At 48.8% G+C, this 16,331-nt stretch carries 17 protein-coding genes and 1 pseudogene; 10 read left to right on the top strand and 8 right to left on the bottom strand.

What is annotated here, in order from left to right:
• Positions 1–156 precede the first annotated feature (156 nt).
• The 4 genes from ACJMM9_RS13915 (at position 157) to ACJMM9_RS13900 (ending at position 3,180) form a co-directional block, all read left to right on the top strand.
• The gene (locus ACJMM9_RS13915) at positions 157–1,275 is read left to right on the top strand and encodes an ATP-binding protein (RefSeq protein WP_405328161.1); all 1,119 of its coding nucleotides are present in this window, start codon (positions 157–159) and stop codon (positions 1,273–1,275) included.
• A 68-nt stretch (positions 1,276–1,343) separates the two neighbouring features.
• Complete coding sequence (locus ACJMM9_RS13910; RefSeq protein WP_405328158.1) at positions 1,344–1,868, top strand: hypothetical protein; 525 nt, start codon at positions 1,344–1,346, stop codon at positions 1,866–1,868.
• A 29-nt stretch (positions 1,869–1,897) separates the two neighbouring features.
• Positions 1,898–2,299, top strand: a complete 402-nt coding sequence (locus tag ACJMM9_RS13905) for a hypothetical protein (RefSeq protein WP_405328155.1) — start codon at positions 1,898–1,900, stop codon at positions 2,297–2,299.
• Between the two features lie 89 nt (positions 2,300–2,388).
• Complete coding sequence (locus ACJMM9_RS13900; protein ID WP_405328153.1) at positions 2,389–3,180, top strand: hypothetical protein; 792 nt, start codon at positions 2,389–2,391, stop codon at positions 3,178–3,180.
• Positions 3,181–3,259: 79 nt separating this feature from the next.
• Here the strand turns inward: ACJMM9_RS13900 and ACJMM9_RS13895 are convergent, their stop codons facing one another.
• Both ACJMM9_RS13895 and ACJMM9_RS13890 read right to left on the bottom strand, forming a co-directional pair.
• Complete coding sequence (locus ACJMM9_RS13895) at positions 3,260–5,848, bottom strand: DUF3656 domain-containing protein (protein WP_405328150.1); 2,589 nt, start codon at positions 5,846–5,848, stop codon at positions 3,260–3,262.
• Between the two features lie 17 nt (positions 5,849–5,865).
• On the bottom strand, positions 5,866–6,213 hold the full coding sequence (locus ACJMM9_RS13890; protein ID WP_405328147.1) for a hypothetical protein: 348 nt from the start codon (positions 6,211–6,213) through the stop codon (positions 5,866–5,868).
• Between the two features lie 32 nt (positions 6,214–6,245).
• Here ACJMM9_RS13890 and ACJMM9_RS13885 point away from each other — a divergent pair, with 32 nt between their 5' ends.
• Together ACJMM9_RS13885 and ACJMM9_RS13880 are read left to right on the top strand one after the other, a co-directional pair.
• Positions 6,246–6,464 (top strand): hypothetical protein, encoded by a 219-nt coding sequence (locus ACJMM9_RS13885; protein WP_012819879.1) that lies wholly within the window; start codon positions 6,246–6,248, stop codon positions 6,462–6,464.
• 293 nt (positions 6,465–6,757) lie between these two features.
• Positions 6,758–7,378 carry a hypothetical protein gene (locus tag ACJMM9_RS13880; protein WP_405328144.1) on the top strand — a complete coding sequence of 207 codons (621 nt, stop codon included), beginning with the start codon at positions 6,758–6,760 and terminating at the stop codon, positions 7,376–7,378.
• 78 nt (positions 7,379–7,456) lie between these two features.
• On the opposite strand, the gene ACJMM9_RS13875 is transcribed toward ACJMM9_RS13880, so the two are convergent.
• The 5 genes from ACJMM9_RS13875 to ACJMM9_RS13855 all read right to left on the bottom strand — a co-directional run bounded on the left by ACJMM9_RS13875 (position 7,457) and on the right by ACJMM9_RS13855 (position 10,597).
• Positions 7,457–7,738 carry a hypothetical protein gene (locus tag ACJMM9_RS13875; RefSeq protein ID WP_405328141.1) on the bottom strand — a complete coding sequence of 94 codons (282 nt, stop codon included), beginning with the start codon at positions 7,736–7,738 and terminating at the stop codon, positions 7,457–7,459.
• 110 nt (positions 7,739–7,848) lie between these two features.
• Complete coding sequence (locus tag ACJMM9_RS13870) at positions 7,849–8,925, bottom strand: TIGR04133 family radical SAM/SPASM protein (RefSeq protein ID WP_405328138.1); 1,077 nt, start codon at positions 8,923–8,925, stop codon at positions 7,849–7,851.
• A 45-nt stretch (positions 8,926–8,970) separates the two neighbouring features.
• Entirely contained in the window at positions 8,971–9,375 is a 405-nt protein-coding gene (locus ACJMM9_RS13865) for a hypothetical protein (protein ID WP_405328136.1), read from the bottom strand.
• A 19-nt stretch (positions 9,376–9,394) separates the two neighbouring features.
• Positions 9,395–9,952: a hypothetical protein gene (locus ACJMM9_RS13860; protein WP_405328133.1), complete on the bottom strand. Its 558-nt coding sequence runs from the start codon at positions 9,950–9,952 to the stop codon at positions 9,395–9,397.
• Between the two features lie 3 nt (positions 9,953–9,955).
• Positions 9,956–10,597 (bottom strand): hypothetical protein, encoded by a 642-nt coding sequence (locus ACJMM9_RS13855; RefSeq protein ID WP_405328130.1) that lies wholly within the window; start codon positions 10,595–10,597, stop codon positions 9,956–9,958.
• A gap of 206 nt (positions 10,598–10,803) precedes the next feature.
• On the opposite strand from ACJMM9_RS13855, the gene ACJMM9_RS13850 reads away from it, so the two are divergent.
• The 4 genes from ACJMM9_RS13850 to ACJMM9_RS13835 are packed head-to-tail and all read left to right on the top strand — an operon-like array spanning position 10,804 to position 16,101.
• Positions 10,804–13,344, top strand: a complete 2,541-nt coding sequence (locus tag ACJMM9_RS13850; protein WP_405328127.1) for an NPCBM/NEW2 domain-containing protein — start codon at positions 10,804–10,806, stop codon at positions 13,342–13,344.
• Positions 13,341–14,570 carry a glycosyltransferase gene (locus ACJMM9_RS13845; protein WP_405328124.1) on the top strand — a complete coding sequence of 410 codons (1,230 nt, stop codon included), beginning with the start codon at positions 13,341–13,343 and terminating at the stop codon, positions 14,568–14,570. Before ACJMM9_RS13850 ends, ACJMM9_RS13845 begins: the two co-directional genes overlap by 4 nt.
• On the top strand, positions 14,567–15,253 hold the full coding sequence (locus ACJMM9_RS13840; RefSeq protein ID WP_405328121.1) for a hypothetical protein: 687 nt from the start codon (positions 14,567–14,569) through the stop codon (positions 15,251–15,253). Before ACJMM9_RS13845 ends, ACJMM9_RS13840 begins: the two co-directional genes overlap by 4 nt.
• Positions 15,254–15,291: 38 nt before the next feature.
• Positions 15,292–16,101 (top strand): tyrosine-protein phosphatase, encoded by an 810-nt coding sequence (locus ACJMM9_RS13835; RefSeq protein WP_405328119.1) that lies wholly within the window; start codon positions 15,292–15,294, stop codon positions 16,099–16,101.
• Positions 16,102–16,168: 67 nt separating this feature from the next.
• Here ACJMM9_RS13835 and ACJMM9_RS13830 read toward each other — a convergent pair.
• A pseudogene (locus ACJMM9_RS13830) lies at positions 16,169–16,331 on the bottom strand (phosphoribosylaminoimidazolesuccinocarboxamide synthase); the annotation flags it as partial.

Here is a 16,331-nt window from a genome sequence, read left to right as displayed (position 1 = left end):
GTCATCCTGAAGCCGAAGGCTGAAGGATCCATGCTGCCAGAAGTGTCATCCTGAGCGTAGTCGAAGGAGCCAGTGGCATTTCTACTACAGACTCGTTATACGAAAAATTTCGCATTTTGCGTTACGCATTTTGCGAAATTTGATTATATTTAGAGTATGAATATTAATCCGTTCCTTCTTTATGGGTATAATGGTCCTGAATACTTCTGTGACCGTGTCGAAGAGACCAAGTACATTCTGTCGGCTCTCCGTAATGGGCGTAATATTACATTGCTTTCTCCACGACGTATGGGCAAAACAGGGCTGATATACCATATTTTCAATGCTATACAGAAAGATGAAAAAGATGCAGCTTGCTTCTATATCGACATTTTCCCGACGAAATCGCTGGATGATTTCGTTCACAACTTAGGTACGGCTGTTGTCGGAAAATTAGATTCGTTTGGAAAGAAGGCTGCAAAAACGGCCTTGTCGCTATTCAAAAGTTTTAAAGTAGTTCTGTCAACAGATCCGGTTTCTGGCAATCCGCAGCCGTCTATTGAATTTGCTCCGCAAGAAACAAAGAATACATTGGCAGAAATTTTTGCCTACCTTAAGCAATCGAAGCAAGAATGTTACATCGCCATTGATGAATTCCAGCAGATTGCAGAATATAAGGATGAAGGCGTTGAAGCTCTGCTTCGTTCGTACATCCAGTTTTGCCCGAACGTCCATTTTATTTTCTCTGGTAGCAAACAGCACTTGATGACGGAAATGTTTGGCTCAGTGTCACATCCGTTTTACCGCAGTACGGAGATTTTCAATTTAACGGCGATTTCCGAAGACAATTACTATGCATTTGCAAAAAAATGGATGTCGAAAAACTCCATCAAATTGTCCAAAGAAATCTTCGGCGAACTCTATCATAAATTTGATGGGCATACTTGGTATATGCAACGCGTGTTGAATCGCCTGTACGAAACTGCACTTGCAACTATAGAAATTGCAGATGTGGAACTGTGTATCGCAGCTATTGTCGAATCAGAAAAGGAAATTTATCAGAGGCTGATCGCCTTGCTTACACGCAATCAATGCCAGTTGCTCATCGCGATTGCTAAAGAAGGGTGTGCTAAGGCTATAAATTCATCTGCATTTGTACAAAGGTATCATCTGAAAAATGCAAGCAGCATCAGTCGTGCTATAGATACACTCTTGTCGCAAGAATTCGTGATGAAAACTCAAGAGGGCTACATCGTTTATGACCGTTTTATGGCGTTGTATTTGAAAGGACTGTAATCCGCTATGCCCGCCGTGTTTGCAAGAAAATGGGTCTTTTAATATAAGAGAGTGTGGAGGTCTTTAAAATGGTTGAAGTGAAATACAAATCGCTTTTTAAAATACCAATGTTTTTTTATAGCATTATTCCACTCTTTGTATTTGCTGGAGTGCCTTTTTGGGGAATCCTTAAGGCATTTTTTGATATGTACAATGTCGGGATGAATATTGAATCAGTCAAATTCTTTTTTTTGTGTGTTCTAATGCTTGTTATTTTTGGAGTTGTCACTTTCTTGTTTGTTCCGAATTTTAAATTAGTTTTTGATGACTCTGGAATTACAATGAAAAGAAAAGTAAAGCTATTCTCGATAACTTTGTTTGATAATGTATTGCAGTTTCGTTGGAATGAAATTACCGAATTAGATGTGGTTCCGGTGAGAGGTCTGACATTTTATAAATCTGTGAATGGATCGTTACGTATGGCTTCTTTAAATTGTTTTCTTACAAATAAAAAAGAAGCTTTTGAATTTGCTGTTACAAAGTTGCCATCCTATAAGATTTCAAAAGAAGCACGTTTAAAATTGAAAAAGAAATATGGAATTATAGTAGAGTAGATTGAATTACGCATAGGGCCAGATTCCAAATGACTAAATTCCCCAAAATCCTTCTTCTGCTTGTGCCGTTGTGCCTTGTCGTGCTGTTTGGGTGTACGCATGAAGAAGACTATGTAGGAACGTATAAGAGCAAGCATAAATATGGAGAGGAAACGGTTACGCTTTATCCAGACCACTCTTTTTTGCAGATATTTGCGGACAGCAATGGACTTGATTCAAATAAAGGTGAATGGAGAGTAAAGTCACAAAATTCCTTTGGATTAAATCTTTTAGTTTTTGATGGTTGGATGACTTTTAAAACGCCTTTTCAGGGTGAAAAGGCGAAAGAGCTTTTTGGGGAGGGTGAAAAAAGCATTGCTTCGTTCTATATAAGAAGTAAATGTATTATTGCGGAGGAAGACTTCCCAGAATTCAATCCCTGTAAAGAATAATCCTATATTAACTCAGTGCACTGCGGTTAAAAAGGCTTGATTGACAACAAATGACTAAAAATCCATTTAAAATTATCTATGGGATAATAATGCTGATAATAATCGCGATAAAAGCGATTTTCTTTGATTGGATAATCGAATGGTTGTTTACAAAGTCTTATCAATATCTAGTGTTGATAAACTACGACAGGTCTTTTAAAATATCACGAGAATTACTCGATGCAATTTGTGCTTATCCGGCAAACGCGTTCAAACCTCGCAAATACCATTTCTTGACTGAAAGATACAATGATATATATGTTCCCGCAAAATCCATTTCGAAAGTCAAATTCAATTCTATGATTTCGGCTTCACTGGATTTTGAAACTTCAGAAGACAGTTTGGATTGGCTGCATCTATTGCATATAGATAATGCTGGGAGTGAAGGCCATGGTTATAATGAGGTTGATGTTCATTTTGAAAATCCAGATATCTCAAATTTCATTTTGTATTTGAAAGATTTTTTCGCAGCTGATTATGGCTATGTTTGTAAAGCCAAGAATTGCCAAAGTAAATGTATCAGCAATGTTGTGTCTAATGGCGACTCGTGGCAAGCCTATCATAAAAAAATTCTTCAAGGTTGTATAAGGGATATCTATCCTGTCAATATTCTGAACTCCGCTTATGTTCAAGATTCCTTGATAAATAAAATCAAAGAGGATGAACGAATGGGGAACTTGGATTCATCCGTCGACGGATATATAATATGGAACGTTGAACCATCGAACATCCGCTACGTGCGCCGCGTCTGCAAGAAAATGGGGCTGTTGATATCTGCAATGCGAGTACCCACCGGGTTTGCAAGAAAATGTTTGGATGAAATTGTGGGTAAACAAGAATAGCCGCTCGCAAGCATGTTTTGCCCCGCTTTTGGCTTTTTCCGCTAATTTACCCTAACCACTAATCACTGTTTACTTCCTACTAATCACAAACTTTCTTTCTGTCTTGCCAGACGCTTTGATTGAACAGCTGGCCTTCAGAAAGTCCGTACTTTTCTTCGACGCCCGCTTTTGAAATGGCGGTGTCGATGTCGAGCTTGCCGCGGATGGCTTGTGTATAAATGTCTATCTTGCGGCGGACAGATTCGGGTTCTTCGTCCAAGAGTTCCAGGCGGTAGCTGCTCACGTTTTGTGCAATGAGCTTTGGCAAAAGCTTGAGGGCGGATTGCGGCTTGCCAACGAAAAGCGTGTTACGGCATTCGGCATCGGATTGCAAGAAGTGGCGCTCGCCTTTGTGGTCCAAAATTTCGACTTTATGCTGTGTGCAAATCTTTTTGCATTCGGGGAAGCGGCGGCCAGTCGTGAGGGCGCGCGCGAAGGCGCAGTATTCCGAGTGGAAAGCGGGCATGTACTGGTGCAGGGCGAGTTCGAGCTTACTTCCGTCAATGTTCTTGAGCAAGTCAAAAAGCTGGGTACTGTTGAGGTCCCACGACGGGTGCAATTTTTCAAGGCCTTGCGCCAAGAGCCAATCGTAGCTTGCGCTGTTCGTGGCGTTCAGGCTGTAGTCGCCGACCATCGGAATTCCGGAATCCTTGAGGAGCGCGAGTGAACCGAGGTTACGCACCAATGCAAATTCCGGCATAAGCGTGAGAATTTGCTTGATGTAATGGTTTTCGCTCGGCTTGTGGATGCGGAGTGTGGCGATGCCAGCTTCAAAACCGAGCTTGTGGATGCGTTCGAGCGGTTCGTCGTATTTGACGCCCCAGTCAAAATCCATGACGACTTTGTCGATGTCGAGACCTAGGAGTGCATCAATTTGTTCGGGACGGCGAACGAGAACGGTAATCGTGCGGCGGGTTTTGGGAGCGTTCGTAGTGCTGCCGGGAGTGCCCGCGACCGTGTTTGTATTGCGTGCTACGTTGTGTAGGAATGCGCGACCGTTGTCCGCAGAAGGTGCAAGTTCTTTCCACTGCAAGCGTTTTTCGTCAAATGCTTGTACGGCTTCTTGACGGAGCGTGCGCAAAACTTTGCCGGGGAGGAATGCGTTTGCGGGCAACTTGATTTCGAGCTTGTCCAGAACATACGCTGTTGCTGAAAGCGCGGAAAGTTCTTTCTTGGCGATGGCTTGGAGTGCGTCGGGTGCGACTTCGTTGCGTGATGCTTCGAGGATGGCGCCTTCAACGGTGACCGCGCAGTTATCTGATGTCGATATTGTCAATTTTAGCGGTTCGCCGATTTTCCCTTCGAGCAACATGCACACAGGGATGTGCTTCGCGAAACTCTTGTCCGTGAAAGTCTTGTGGAGTTCTTTTTCGAGAGCGGGGGAGTCGTTGCGGTAAGCCTTCATGCCGTAGGAGACTTTGCGCAAGTTGAATTCGCGACCAAATTCCAGACGAACTTGCGACTTCCCGGCGCGTCTCGAATCATGCGATGAAGCGCTCCAAGTTGCCTTGTACAGTCGGCTTCCCGTCTGACGCGGCTCCGGCTCAGCCCTATATTCCTCAAATAAAATCCCGTCGCCAGGCAACAAAGTGCATGGAACAGGCTTGTCTTCAAGTTCCACAATCACGCCGTTGAGGTCTACCTGAACAACGGTTCCGATAAATTCACCGTGATGGTTCGAGAACGATCCATCGACGAGTTCCTGGTGGTTTACGCCATCGAGCCAACCTGTGTTGAGTCCGCGTGAGAATAAAACTTCGAGCGGTTCCAAGTCCTGCGCTGTAAGCCCGGCGGCATTTCCAACATCATTTTCTTTATACCCTTTCGCGCTCAGTATTTCTAATGCCTTGCGGTAGGCGTGCGAAACGGCGGCCACGTATTCTGGGCTTTTTAAACGTCCTTCGACCTTGAGCGATTCTACGCCGATTTCTCTGAGTTCTTCAAGCTTCGGGAGCGCACAAAGGTCTCGTGTGCTGAACAAGTAACGCGCCTTCGGGTCTTTCCATTCCTTGCCGTCCACAAAAATGCGGTAGGGGAGGCGGCAGCTTTGGGCGCACTGCCCGCGGTTTGCCGAGCGCCCGCCAAAGTTTTCGCTGGTGAGGCACTGGCCCGAGTACGAAACACAAAGTGCCCCGTGGATGAAAACTTCCAATTCCAGGTCGGTGAGGCTCTTGATTTGCGCAATCTGTTTTGCAGAAAGTTCGCGAGCCAAGACCGCTCTTGAAAATCCGATGTCTTTGACCAAGTTCACGGCTTCGGAACTCGCGAGCGTCATTTGCGTACTCGCATGGATTTCCTGTTCCGGGCTAATCGCCTTGATGAGCCTTGCAAGCCCAATGTCCTGGATGATGAACGCGTCCGGCTTTAACGCAATCAAACGTTCCAAAAATTCCGGCAATTCCTGAATTTCGCGCTCGAAGATGAGGATGTTCATCGCAAGGTACGTCTTTACGCCGCGAAGCCTTGCGTAGCGGATCATTTCTTCGACATCTTCAAATGAAAAATCTTCGGTTCGACCGCGTGCGTTCCAGTGGGGCACACCATAGTAAACCGCGTCCGCTCCGTTGTTGATGGCGGATTCCAGCATGTCGCGCGTACCGACAGGCAAAAGAAGTTCAGGATTGTTCATGTGCCCAAAAATAGAATTTACACTTCGTCTAAATTGTAGCCGAATTGCACAATGGCGCCGGTATTGGCTTCACGGAAAATGCGCAAGTGGGCGAGCCCTTCGAGGATGGCGTTGTCGAGCGTGTCCTGATTTTGCGATGCATCGCTCCCAAGTTCAATTGTCGGAATGTCCTGCGAACCCTTGTAACCCTCGTGGATGACCTTCACGTAGGTGTATTCCGGATCCATCTCAAGGATGGATTCGTGGATATGCTTGTCGTTATAGCCCGGATTGCTATTGAATGATTGCTCGGAACGGCTACGGATCGTAAGCGAACCGCAATAGCCTTCCTGTTTAAATTTCAACCATTTTTGTCCGACTGTCATAATTCCCCCAAAAAATAATCTAATTTTGCGTTATGTTCAAGAAATCCCTTATTTTGTCGTCTTTAGTTTGCATTTCAATGTTTGGATTCTCGGGCTGCTCCAACCAGGAGGCTGAGTACAAAATTGCAACTCTTACCGAAGAAAACGCCCGTCTGGCACGTCAAGTCCTTGTTCTCAAGGCTACTTTGGATTCATTGAACGCCCACAACAAGGCTGTGGATCACTCGCTCAAGTCCTTGGACATGAAATAAGAGAAACTTTGGGCGCATGTGCTCAAAAAAACATACAATTTTCTCTCATTTTCTTACAATAAACCGAATTTCTGCAAGAAAAATTTGTTAAATTTGCGCTCGTGACTGGCCCCGGTTTGTCGCCACGGCGAAAACCATTTTTGCTTCCCACGTGAAGCCCCCGCGACCGTCAAGTCTCCAAGGAGGCGCTAGTAAGATGGTCTTTAATTAACCCACACATTCCAGTCACCCCGCCTGCAGGTTATTTTCCAGCCTGCTCGTGTGGTTCAACCCTTACTTTATGAGGTGCCCAGATGGAAATAATCGCTCTCGCACTTTCACTCCTCGCAGTGATTCTGTGCATTGTTATCCTTGTTAAGGTTAATAAGCTTCTCACGATGCTTCGTACCCCGATTTTCAAGAAGCTCACCCCGGACATGAACTTGAAGCCGTCCGCCCGTCGCCCGATCAGCGCACAGGAAATGGCTCAGCGTGGTGGCAACAATAAGGAAAATCGCCAGAACAAGGAACGTCCGAACAATAATAAGGACAACCGCAATCAGCAGCAGGCTCAGGCTCATGCCCCTGCAACGCGTGATCGCAATGAACAGCAACAGCGTCCGGAACGTGGCCCGCGCCGCGAACGCCGCCCGGAACGCCCGCATCGTGAAGCTAACGCTGAAGCTCCTGTTGCAGAACAGGCTGCTCCGGTTGCACCGGCTGCTGAAGCTCCGGTCGCCGAAGCTCGTCGCCCGCTCGCTCCGCGCATTCCGGTTGAAACTCCGGCCGCTCCGGCTGTCGAAGCTGCCCCGGTCGCTCCGGTTGCTGAAGCCCCGGCTGAAGCTGCTGCAGAAACCGCTTTTGATCCGTCCAAGGTCCGCTATGGCCGCCGCAACGTGATCAAGAAGGCTCCGGAACTCTCCGAAGAAGCTTAATTCTCACGAGAATTTGCAAAAAATCCCAGTCCAATCGGACTGGGATTTTTTTTACCTCATTTCAGGAGTGAATTTGGACTATTTTTCCGGCGTTTTCAATTGGGAATCGTCGGGCATAACACCATATTCGGCTACGGGCATGTATGGAATCGAGCTGGAGCTGAAATCCTCGGAACTGCTGGAGCTTAAGGATGGAACGCCGTATTCACATTCGGGACAGTCGTTCACGCTGCTGGAGCTTTCGTTTGGAACTTGGACGACTCCATACACGGGCTGTGCGTTGTCGGTGCATCCCGCCCAGAAGAACGAGGCTAGGGCGAACGTCAATTTCCCCCAATGCTTGCGGATGAATGAAAACATAAATAGACTCCTCCTTTTTTTCAAGATTTAACTGGATGGATCCTCCTAACGGAGGATGACTGTGGCTGCGCGCTATGCTCGCCTTGGGGCATGCTCGCTTTTACGCGGCATCACGCGCCGGCTGCCTCTAGGCGATGCACGTGGCAGTAAGCCAGTTCTTTTGTTTTCTCGTCGCGGAGGTGCAGGCTGGAACCTTCGCAGTAGCGCCAGTACTTGCACGTCTTGCAGTCGCCGATTTTGGCCCAGCTGCGGTCGCGCATCACTTGGTAACGGTTCTGCCACACGTCCCAGAGATCGTCCTTGTAGATGTTCCCCTGGATGTAGTCGCCGCGCAAGCTCGGGCAAGCCGAGATGCTTCCGTCGCAAAGCACGGAAGAGACGTTTACGCCGGCGCGGCAGAAGAACGGGTAGTTGCGCGCGTCTTTCTCGTAACTGCCGAGGAACCCTTCGCAGCCGTAATTCACGTTGATGACGTTCAGCTTCTTTACTTCGCGGATAAAGTCGAACACCTGGCGGAATTCCTGGTTCGTGAGCTGGAACAGCGGATTGTCTTTTGCGCGGCCCTTCGGGAACACGGTCGCAATGCGCCAGCGCTTCACGCCGATTTTCAAAAGCAGGTCGAGAATCTTCGGGAGTTCTTTGAGGTTTTCGCGGTTCACGCAAGTCATCACGTCGAAGGTGAGACCTTTCGTATGGGCCGCCATGTCAATAGCGCGGAGCGCGCGTTCAAAGCTATGCGGGTCGCCACGGAAATGGTTGTGGTTTGCTTCGAGGCCGTCAAGGCTGATCGTGAGCGAGCGGAGGCCTGCGTTCAAAATGCGCGAGTAGCGTTCGGGAGTCATCGCAAGCCCGTTCGTGACCATGCCCCAGGGGTAACCGCGTTTCTTGATTTCCTGGCCGCATTCTTCGAGGTCCGGGCGCATCAAGGGTTCGCCGCCGGTAATGACCACGATAAAGTGCTTCGGATCGATGTGCGGGGCGAGCTTGTCGAGCACGGCCATAAAATCTTCGCGGGGCATGTCGGGGATGGCGTCCTTGACGCAGTCGCTACCACAGTGCAGACAGTGCAGGTTGCAGCGGAGTGTGCATTCCCAGAAAAAGTACGTGAGCGGGTGCGCCTTGATTTCATTATGGCGGTAAAGGCGGTAAGCTTCGAGAGCGAGTTTCTTTTTAAGCGAAAGTTGCATAATAAATAGTAGGAAGTAGACGGTAGGAAGTAGACAGTTGGATGGTTAGTGATTCTCAGGGCAGTCGATGGTCGGAACGCAATAATCATATTCTCTGACGGTTCCTTCCAAAGTTGTATAGGATTCCTTGAAGCAGTATTCAGGACCTTTGTTGGTGCAATTTGTGGCCCCGCATGAACCTGCTGGAGGAGTCGATGCTTCAACGCCCTCAGGTAAGTTTTCTATCAATTCTGGATGCTCGTAATAAAGCCCCGGTTGTCTTAGGAATTTGTATCCATCTTCGCATTCGATGATGTCAAAGACTTCACCCAAATCGTTTGTGGCCGTGGCGTTGTGGCAGATTGTCGAAAAACAGCCGTAGGTGGCGGCGACTTCGTCTCCGTTTTCACAACCGCTCCAGAAAAGAGCGAGAACCGAAAGTAAAAATTTTTTCCAGTGTTTGTAAAACATTGTAATGAGTTGATTGTGTTTAGGGCTTTGGTTCTTTTTCAGGACAGTCGATAGTAGGGTAACAGCCTCCGATGGGCTTGAGATTCCCGTATTCGTCTTCTTCGACTCCGTCAATGCAGGTGTCAGGGACTCTTTGACAGTTCGATGCTAATCCGCCTTGACCGGGGATCGGGGCGTTGACCTGGACACCTTCCGGGAGTTCCGATCTGGATTCGGGGAGGTCGTTGTAGAGTTGAGGAGTCCTTAGGAACTTTTCGCCATTTTCGCAACTGATCGTTTCAAAAACCTTGCCGGAACTGTTTACGGTCGTGTCGTTGTAGCAAAAGACCGTAGGCGGAGCGTATATAGCTGAAAAACTGGAACTGAACTTGTCCATTTCGCTGCTTGAGCTGGATTCGCCGATGCTGCTAGAGCTTTGATCGATGGTTTCGGACGAACTGCTCAGCAATGGCACCCCGTAACTGGGCGTTTCTATATAGATTTCTGATGCGTCCGCTGAATTGTCGCAAGCGCTCCACAAAAATGCGGTCAGCGAGACCAGGAATTTTTTCCAATGATAAAGAATGCTCGTTTTCATAATCTATTTCCCGGATTCTTCGCGATCCAGAATGCCCGTTTCTATGCATTTCTTGATTCGCTGTTCGATTTTACTTAGTTTCTCGTCGTGGATCCTTTTGCATTCTTCGTCCAGGGCGGGCTTGTTTCTTTCCCATTCCTCTTTCATTTTCAGGTAGTCGAGGTATTCCTGGGTCGGACGTGTTGTACCGTCGCTACAGACTTCGTCGAAATGCAAATTGACTGGGGCGCCATACAGCACGGGAAAATTGCTAAGCTCGTTGCGCAAGTCGTCAAGGCATTGCGGCTTTTCTTGCAGGGTCTGCTTGAGGCTGTCGATCTTGCCTAAGGCATCGCGTTTTGCTCTTTCTTCGGCATTCATCTTGGCGACATCCGCCGAATAAGAGGGACTGTAATAGCTGACGATGGAATCTCCGGGAGTGCATGTGACTTCGGCGGAGCTGGCGTTTGCCTGGCTGCTGAAAGAGGCTTGTTTCGTTGAGCTGGACGAGACCGCTTCACTGGAACTTGTGCCTTGAGTTTCCGTGCTGCTGGAGTACTGAGGAGGCGCTCCGTAAAGGGGAGGCTCCGTGGTCGTTGTTTCACAGCTGGCCCAGAATAATCCGGTCAGTGCAAGTGATATTTTCTTCCAGTGTTTGTAAAACATTTTTAACTCCTAACAGCCTTTGGCTTATCCTCTTTTTTCAAATATATACAAAATAACCCCTGAAAGTCTATGAAACGCGCATAATACAGCTGCTTTGAAATTTTTTTGTTGCATCTGTTTCATATAGGCTTGCAATAATGAGTTTTGGTCAAAAATTCTTTAATGATTGGTTGAAATTTGCGTATAAAAGTTATATTTAAGGCACTATGAAAAAAGAAAAGTTAGGAAGGGTTGATGTGAAGCGTAAGTCTTTACGTCAGTCTTTGATGGAATGGAAGGATTCTCTTCATTGGGATAAACCTCAGAATGTCATGTTGGCGGTTACGCTGTTTGTGCTCGTTTCCGCTTTCCTCATTTTCAACAATTTATCCGTGTCTTATGCGCGTCATTGGGACATCGAGTGGGGGTATTATTCGATCCTCCTCACGTTCCTCTTGCTTGTGGCGGGTGTCGTTGTCAACGCGCCGTTTATCGCAAAGCATTTTCGCGGGTTTATGCCGAGTGGCAAGAGCTTCTGCGGGCTTGCGCTTTTGCTTATCGTGTTTTCGGCGTTCATCTTCGGAAACATCGGCAATACGCACCGCGTCCTGAGTGACGAGACGAGCTGGGAATCGATGGGCCTCCAGATGTATTTCCAGCATACGGGCGGTGTCTGTAACGAGGGCGTCTGGACAGATGGCGTCTTGGATTGCAAGACCGAAGTGAACAACTTCAAGGGCAAGGCGCTTGGCTTTGTCTATTCGCTCGTGTTCAACTTCATGGAGCCGAACCGCGATTCAGCGTTGATGGTGAACTACCCGTTCTACATCTTGAGCCTGATCGCTTTCTTCCTTGCGCTTAGTAAGTGGTTCAAGAGCGATAAGCTTGCCCTTGCGGCGACGGCGTTCCTGGGCGGCATGCCGATTTACCTGTTGCAGTCGCGCTCGGCATCGACTGAAGTCCTTTACATTCTCTTGCTTGCAGTACTCATGGCGTGGTATGCTTTTGTGCCGACGAACAAGGTCACGTGGAAGCATTTCCTTTTGACTGTTCCACTGCTTGGATTCTTTGCGCAGACCCGCCAGGAAACCGTGTTTGCGTTTATCCCGTTTGCGCTTTACTATTACCGCTATTTCCTTGAAAAGCCGTACCGCTTGCCGGCGTTTGTCGCGTCCGTGATTGCGGTGAGCTGGCCCTCGGTCAACACGATGGCCGCATATCGCGGGTATGATTTCCAGGGCGGTACGCATGCGGCGCACTCGCTTGAAAACTTCTGGTTTAACCTGAAGACAAACATCGATGTCATGATGAACCTCAATACGGATTCCGCGTTTGGCGGCATTATGGAAAATCCGTTCTATACGACGTTTACCGTGATCTTGCTTTTGGCGACGGTCTGGCTCCTGTTCCGCATGATCTATTCCCGCCGTTACGTGCGCGGGTTCATCTTGGGCATCACGTTCTGCGTGCAGATTTTCGTGATCCTCCTGAACGTGTCGGGAACGTTTACGATTGACATCAACCAGCGCTATGTGCTTGTGGCGCTCCCGATGTTTGCGCTTTTGATGGCGCTTGGGCTTTATGATGCGCTTGTGTTTACGACGAAAATGCAGAAGGACGCTGCGGCAAAAATCGTCGCGGGTGTAGCATGCCTCCTGTCTGTCGGCCTGATGGTTTACCATGCCCCGAGCTACAAGGCGAACATGCTCTACTACAAGAACAAGCTCCTCATCGAAGAAGACTTCTTGAATACGGAACTTGCCAAGTACCCGAAGAACTCCGTGTTCATTTACGCAAGACCGTGGCAGATGCTTGCTTCGGGCCATACGTCATTTAGCGAAAATACGTTTAAGAGCTGGAGTACCGAACAGTTTGCGGAATGGATGCAGAAGTCTGGCGGAAACATTTATCTTGTCCGTGGTCAGGATGGCTACGGAAAGGTTAATCGCAATAGCCGCGTGGTCGGGTTCAAGACGACCGACCAGATTGACGATATCCTCAGCAATTACAAGAATGAACGTGTACTGATGGAAGCTCGTCTGTTCGGCTATGGGCTTGCAATTTACAAGATTATTTCGAAGAAGGGCGTGTCGCATTACGCACAGAACTTCATGGTGACCGAGGAATCGAACGGCATGATTGTCGTGAACAAGCGCTTCCCGGAATCGATTGCTTGCGATTACACGTTGAACGACAAGAAACAGGGTGAAATCCTCGTCTCGAACAGCGCCGATACGCTTATTCTGGATGCGGCAAAGATCCGTGCCGGCTTGAACCGCGTTGTGCTGAGCTGCTACATGCCTGACGAAGATACGCTTGTCACGTACCGCGACTTCTTTGTTGAAGCTCCGAATGTGGCGCTCCTGTCAAAACTTAAAGTGAACAAGTTCTTCCAGGAATGGGGCGAACCGCAAATTGATGCGACGGTGGACCATCACAAGATTACGATTGACGGCGAACCGTTCCGTTATGGCATTGGTAGCCATGCCAATTCATCGATCGAGTTTTCGCTTGCTCGCAGTTACGACTGGTTCAATGTCGTTATTGGCCTTGATGACGAAAGTGCTTGTGGCGATGGCGCCTTCTTTATTGTTGAAGCCGATGGTCGTGAAATTTACCATTCCAAGAAGCTTTATACGACGGATAAGGAACGCTTGAGGCTGAACATCAAGGGCGCAAAGTCGATAAACTTGCGCGTCACGATGGGTGACAACAAGGACTGCGACCATGGAGACTGGGCGCATGCCTGGCTTGAGGCTGAAAAGTGAAAGTCCTTGTAGCGCCGCTTGATTGGGGACTTGGGCATGCGACTCGTTGTGTGCCCGTAATCCGCGAATTCTTGCGGGCGGGCGCCGAGGTTGAACTTGCCGTAGTCAAGGCGAATGCCAATTTTTTCCGTGAAGTTTTCCCGGATTTGCGGCAGCGCTTGGCGCCGAGCTACAACATTGTCTATCCGAAGCACGGCTACAATATGGCGCTCTGGCTGCTAAAGAACAGCATGCACCTGAATGCCGTGATGCGCTACGAGCACCACTTTGCCGAGGAGATGGTGGAACGCCATGGCTACGATGTGCTGTTTTCGGACAACCGTTTTGCGTTTTATTCCAAGAAAGCATATAGCATTTACATGACGCACCAGCGGCGTATTGCGTTCCCGCGGGCGTTTGCTGCATTTGAACGCATTGGCGTGATGTGGCATGCGAATATCATGCGCAAGTTCGATGAAGTCTGGGTGCCGGACATGGAAATTTTCCCGGGCTATGCGGGATCGCTTTCGCATTCGGGAGCGACTCCTGGCGATAAGCCGATGCGTTATGTTGGAGTGCTTTCGAGATTTTCGGAGATGGGTGGTGATGGAAATGCGCCGAATCTCGAACGGGACGTGGACTTGATGAGTGTGTCGGAATTCATGGCGCACTCGGCTAGCGTGGAATGGAATGTCGCTTCCGAGCCTTCCGAAAATCGCGCTCTTGGAATGCGCTCTACCGTGATGTTTCCGGCCTACAAGGTCGTTGCGGTCGTGTCGGGCGTGGAACCTGCACGTACGCAGTTCGAACTCCAGTTGCGCGAAGCGCTTCTGAAAATCCCGGGGCGCCACATGATGATTCTCGGGAAGCCTTCGGCAGAGCAAAAAACGTGGACCGAAGGGAATATCGAGTTCCACACGCACTTGGCAACGAACGATTTTGCAGAAGCCGTAAAACGGGCCGATTTTGTGGTGAGCCGAGGCGGCTACAGCACGGTGATGGATATGGCGGAACTTGGTGCAAAATGTATCTTTGTACCGACGCCAGGGCAGTTTGAGCAGATTGTGCTGGCTCACGATTTGTCGAAGGCTGGCTACGCGGTTGAAATCCCGGCAGATGAACTTTCTGCCGAAACGCTAGCAAACGCTTTTGAAAAGTCCGTGAAAATGCCGAAGGTCGAAGAGCAGAACTTGCTTCATGACGCGGTTTATGATGTTGTTCGAAAAATAAAAGAGAGGTCGATATGAACCAGTTTGTTCTAGCTTTCCCGATTCCCGTTGCTGTTGATGAACCGTTTTCCATTACCGAAAATGTTCAGGTGAAGGCCGATACCAAGACTCTGATGATTCCTGGTTGCAGTGTGCAGTTCAACGTGGTTCGCCAGGGTGCTTCTGCCGACCTCCTGGAAATTTTCAAGGAACGTGATGAAATTTCCGCAGACGAAGAAAAGGCGATTGTTGATCACAAGTCGCTCTTGTTCTTGCTCGGGAACGTAAAGACGATGGACGATGTCGAAATGGTGAATTCCGCCATTGTGAAAGTGCTTAACGCAAAGGCTGCGGGCGTTTATATGCAGCAGTCTGGCACGGCCTGGACCGCGAAGGCTTTTGAAGAACAGTTCGGCGATTGCGATTATCCGATGGATCCGTGGATCAACATTCTCGATTCGGGCGATTCGCTTTACACGCTTGGCCTGGCTGTGTTTACGCTGCCGGATTTGTGCATCTCGAATACGATTGAAGACCCGGAAGAGGCGCTCTTGATGGCCGCAGACAGCTTGTTTGGCGACGGCATCCCGGCAAAGTCGGGGAGTGTCATTGACTGGGGCGAGGGTGAAAAATACGTGCTCCGTCAAGAAACGAAGACGCTCTTCTCCAAGGATGCCCCAGAATACAACAAGCAGGGCGTCTTGAGAATCGTGAAGAAGTGACGCTATCGCGGGCGACGAAGTCAAAAGAAGGGGAGCTTATGGCGAATGTTTTAAAGTTCGAGTCGATTGATAATGCGCGACAGCTCGGCGGGATTCCGGCGGGCGGCTCCCATGTCAAGCATAATTTGCTTTTCCGCAGTGGCAACTTGTCCAAAGCGACGGAACATGATTTGTACCGCCTGCGTGATGATTTTGGCGTTCATCTGGTGATTGATTTGCGCTCCGACTTTGAGTACATGCAAAAGCCTGACAAGCTTCTCGACGGAATGGAATCTGTGCTGATCCCTGTCCTGGATGCTTCCATGCACGGCGATGCATTTAACAAGGACCAGGTGGTGCCTGCGACGGGCGTGGACTTTATGGAATTTCTTTTTGGCATAGCCCGCCATCCGATTGCCGGACTGTTAAAGGATAAACTCTATAATTACTTTGTCGATAGCGATTATGCGGGCGCTCAGTATGCGAAAGTTTTTGAAATGGTTCTGGCGCAAAAAGGGGCGCCTGTTTTGTGGCATTGCACTTCGGGCAAGGACCGCTGTGGTTTTTGCTCGGCTTTGATGCTTGCTGCACTTGGTGCCGATGACAACGCCATTCTAGATGATTATGCGGAATCCGAAAACTCGTACCGCAAGCCGCTCGAAGCCATGACTGCCAAGGGCCGCCAGTCGGGAATGACGGAGGCGCAGCTCGACATTTTGCATTTCTTGGTGAGCGTCAAGCGCGAGTATCTTGAAATTCCGCTTAAGCGCATCAATGCAGAATACGGCTCGTTACTGAACTTCGTCACGCAGCGGATGCACGTACCCACCGCGACCATTGACGCACTCCGGGAATACTATTTGGAGTAGTATTCCAAACAAAAAAACGCAAGCGAGATACTTGCGTTTTTTAATGCCGTTTTCGTAGCTAGAACGATTACAATTCCGGCTGCTTGCCGGTGAGGCGTACGAAGATTTCTTCGTACTTGGCGAGCGTGTTCTTCACGACTTCAGGCGGAATTTCCGGACCCGGGTAGGTCTTGCCCCAGTCGAGCGTTTCGAGCCAGTCGCGAACGTACTGCTTGTCGAAGCTTTCCTGG

The organism is Fibrobacter sp. (genome assembly GCF_045112255.1).
GTDB lineage: Bacteria > Fibrobacterota > Fibrobacteria > Fibrobacterales > Fibrobacteraceae > Fibrobacter.
Note: the sequence above shows the minus strand (reverse complement) of the source record. Positions and strands in the feature narration are given on the sequence as shown.